This window comes from Streptomyces sp. XM83C (assembly GCF_023072675.1).
Lineage (GTDB): Bacteria > Actinomycetota > Actinomycetes > Streptomycetales > Streptomycetaceae > Streptomyces > Streptomyces thermocoprophilus.
In genome coordinates this window covers 1-3,099 of record NZ_JALLGL010000474.1, presented here as the reverse complement: position 1 = coordinate 3,099, position 3,099 = coordinate 1, and the positions used below count along the sequence as shown (strand labels likewise).

Here is a 3,099-nt window from a genome sequence, read left to right as displayed (position 1 = left end):
GTGAAAGCTTTGCTCCGATCACCTTGTGGGTGCGTCGGCAGAGCGGACCCGTGGGCGGCCGGGAGGGCTACGGGTGGGGCTGCCGGGCTGGGGTGTTCAGGCCGTGGTGGAGCAGGGCGAGGGCGCGGTCGGTGACCTGGGTGGGGTCGGCGCCGTGTTCGATCGCGGTCATGGCGGCCTGGACGGTGCCGCCGACCAGTTGGGCGGTCAGTGCCGAGGCGTCGGTTTCGCCGGTCAGGGCGGTGATCGCCGCCTGGAGGGGGGCGTTGTGGCGGTGGTGGAGTTCGTGGACGCGGGCCAGGCACTCGGGTGGGAGGTCGGCCTGCAGGAGTGCTTTGGCGGGGCGGTGGGCGCCTTGCGCGGCGAGGTGGAGTTCCGTGCGGATGAACGCGTCGAACCGGGCTGCCGGTTCGTGGACGTCGGCGAGCGCCTCGGCGATGGCGGCGTCGGCTGCGGTGAACGCTTCTTCGACGATCGAGGCGAGGAGGGCCGCCGAGGAGGGGAAGTACTGGTAGAAGCTGGAGCGGGCGAGCCCGGCGCGGGCGCCGACCGCGGCCGGGGTGACCGCGGTGGCGCCCTGTGCGACGAGGATGTCGACGGCAGCTCGGATCAGCGCGGCGCGTTGCTGGGCTCGGTGCTCGGCGACGGTGGCGGCGTTGATCTTCGGCATGGGGCAGCGGGTGCCTTTCGGGGGCTCGGTCAGCTCAGGCGGCCGTCGCGCAGGTTCAGGACGCGGTCGGCCGCGTTCAGTATCTCGTGGTCGTGGGTGACCATGACGGTGGCGGTGCGGTGAGCGCGGGTCTGGGCGGCGAGCAGGTCGACGATGTCGCGGGCGCGGGCCCGGTCCAGGGCGGAGGTGGGCTCGTCGACCAGCAGGACCTCGGGGGCGAGGACGAGGGCGCGGGCGATGCCGACGCGCTGGCGTTCGCCGCCGGACAGGTGGTCGGGGCGGTGGTCGGCGCGGGCGCTCATGCCGACGGCTTCCAGCAGTTCGTCGGCGCGGCGGCGGGTCTCGCGGTCGAGGCGTCCGGCGACGTGGGCGGTGAGCAGGAGCTGTTCGCGGGCGGTGAGGGAGGCGAAGAGGTTGGCGTGCTGGAAGACGTAGCCGATGTGGCGTCGGCGGTGCGCGGTGCGCTGGTGCTCCTTCAGGGTGGTCAGGTCCACCCCGGCGACGTGGACGGTCCCCTGGGTGGGGCTCTGCAAGCCGCCGGCCACGGCGAGGAGGCTGGACTTGCCCGATCCGGAGGGACCGGTGACGGCGACGAATTCTCCGGGGGTGACGGCCAGGGTGACCTGGTCGAGGGCGGTGACCTGCTGCTGGTCGTGGCCCAGGCGCAGAGTGACGTCCGTGAGGCGCAGGGCCGCGGCCCCGCTGGTGGCGGTGTCGGCCGACGCGGGGGCGGAGGTGGGATGGGTCATCGGTTGGCTCCGAGTGCGCTGAGGGCCTGGATCTTGGTGATGCGGCGGATGGCGACCGCGGCGCCCGCGAGTCCCAGCACGATGAGCAGGAGGGCGGCGAGGGTGACCTGGTCGGCTTGGAGGGAGAAGGGCGCGGATTCGTTCATGGCGCCGCCCAGGGCGAGACCGACGGCGGTTCCGGCGGCGGTGGCGGTGAGCAGGACGGCGGCGGCCTGCGTGAGGGCGTCGCGCAGGATGTAGCCGGTGGAGGCGCCGATGGCCTTGAGCAGGGCGATCTCCTGGCGGCGCTGGATGGTCCACACGGTGAAGAAGGAGCCGACGACCAGCGCGGAGATGGCGTAGAGGAAGGCGCGGATCAGGGTCATCGTGCTGGACTCGGCGGTGTAGCCCGGCGAGGCGCCGTAGGAGCCGGTCTTGTCGACGGTGTGGGTGCCCAGGGCCTTGTCGGCGCGGTCGGTGTCGGCGCCGGGGGCGAGTTGCAGGGCGACGGCGGTGGCCTGGTGGGCGGCGGCGTCCGGCAGCGGCCCGGGCAGGCCGTAGTGGAGCTTCTGCCACAGCGGCAGCGGGGCGTAGACGATGCCGACGTGCCCGAAGGAGGCGTGGCCGATCGTGCCGATCACGGTCAGCTCCGTACCGGCCTGACCGGCGGTGAGGCGGTCGCCGATCTTGACGCCTTCTTTGCGGATCTCCTCGCTGATCAGGACGCCGTTCGGGGTGGCGTCGGCCAGCGGCCGGCCGGACAGTGGCGCGGGTGCGATGAAGCCGCCCGGCTGCACACCGAAGACCGCGAGGGCGAGCTGCTTGCCGTCAGGGCCGTCGATCTGGGCGTGCACCATCTGCTGGCCCAGCGGTTCGGCTTTGCGGACACCGGGCTGCGAGGCCCATCGGGCGGCGGTGTCGGTGGTGACGGTGGAGCGGGAGAACAGCTCGCCGGTGGCCGAACGGTCGAAGGCGAGGTGGGAGACCGGCAGGGCACGCAGGCCGGAGACACCGGCGTCGGCCAGACCGCTGGCCAGTCCGGACAGGATCACGCCGAGGACGGCGATCATTCCGACCACGGCACCGATCAGGGCGAACCGCCCGCGGGCGAAGCGCAGATCACGAAGAGCGAGAAACACGACTGGACCCTTCGCCTCAGGCGCCGACGGAGAGGACGGTCTCGAACATCTCCACGCCGCCGCTCGCCACGTCGTCCGGCGCACCGCCCTCGGAGGGCCCGTGCGCGGCCCGGAACGACTCCGAACGCATCCAGGCCGCGAACGCCTCCCGGTCCGTGAAGTCCATCACCGCCACGTACACACCGCCCTCCTGCTGAGGACGCAGCAGCCGCGCCCCCAGCAGCCCGTCCACACCGGGCAGCGTCGCGCGCATGCTCGCGGCGAACCGCTCCTCGAACGCCGCAGCGCCGGCCGCGGGGACCGCGATCCGGTTCATCACCGTGTACATCGGAGAACCACCTGTTCCAGGGCATGGGAAAGCACCGGCAACTTGCCGACGCCACTGTCAGCATCCTAGCCCGAATTCCCGACACACCTGTCGGCAAGATGCGCTCGTGCGCAATGACCAGGCGGCACGGCGACCACTCACCAGACGGACGCCGCCCGTCGGATGGCAAAGGACCTCCGCCGAAGCGGTCGTCGCTGCCTCCCTGGCCTACCCCCACCCCCCGTACTCGCCACC

Annotated in this window: 4 protein-coding genes; all 4 read right to left on the bottom strand. The window is 72.4% G+C overall.

The genetic code is table 11. From position 1 onward, the window contains the following. Positions 1–67: 67 nt before the first annotated feature. Genes MTQ10_RS29395 through MTQ10_RS29380 form a run of 4 tightly spaced genes read right to left on the bottom strand, consistent with a single transcriptional unit; the run spans position 68 to position 2,865 of the window. Positions 68–670: a TetR/AcrR family transcriptional regulator gene (locus MTQ10_RS29395; protein WP_247473451.1), complete on the bottom strand. Its 603-nt coding sequence runs from the start codon at positions 668–670 to the stop codon at positions 68–70. A gap of 29 nt (positions 671–699) precedes the next feature. After that, positions 700–1,419, bottom strand: coding sequence for an ABC transporter ATP-binding protein (locus MTQ10_RS29390; RefSeq protein ID WP_247473450.1), 720 nt, complete (start codon positions 1,417–1,419; stop codon positions 700–702). Beyond that, positions 1,416–2,537: an ABC transporter permease gene (locus tag MTQ10_RS29385; RefSeq protein WP_247473448.1), complete on the bottom strand. Its 1,122-nt coding sequence runs from the start codon at positions 2,535–2,537 to the stop codon at positions 1,416–1,418. Before MTQ10_RS29385 ends, MTQ10_RS29390 begins: the two co-directional genes overlap by 4 nt. Before the next feature lie 16 nt (positions 2,538–2,553). Next, entirely contained in the window at positions 2,554–2,865 is a 312-nt protein-coding gene (locus MTQ10_RS29380) for an antibiotic biosynthesis monooxygenase family protein (protein WP_247473446.1), read from the bottom strand. Positions 2,866–3,099 lie beyond the last annotated feature (234 nt).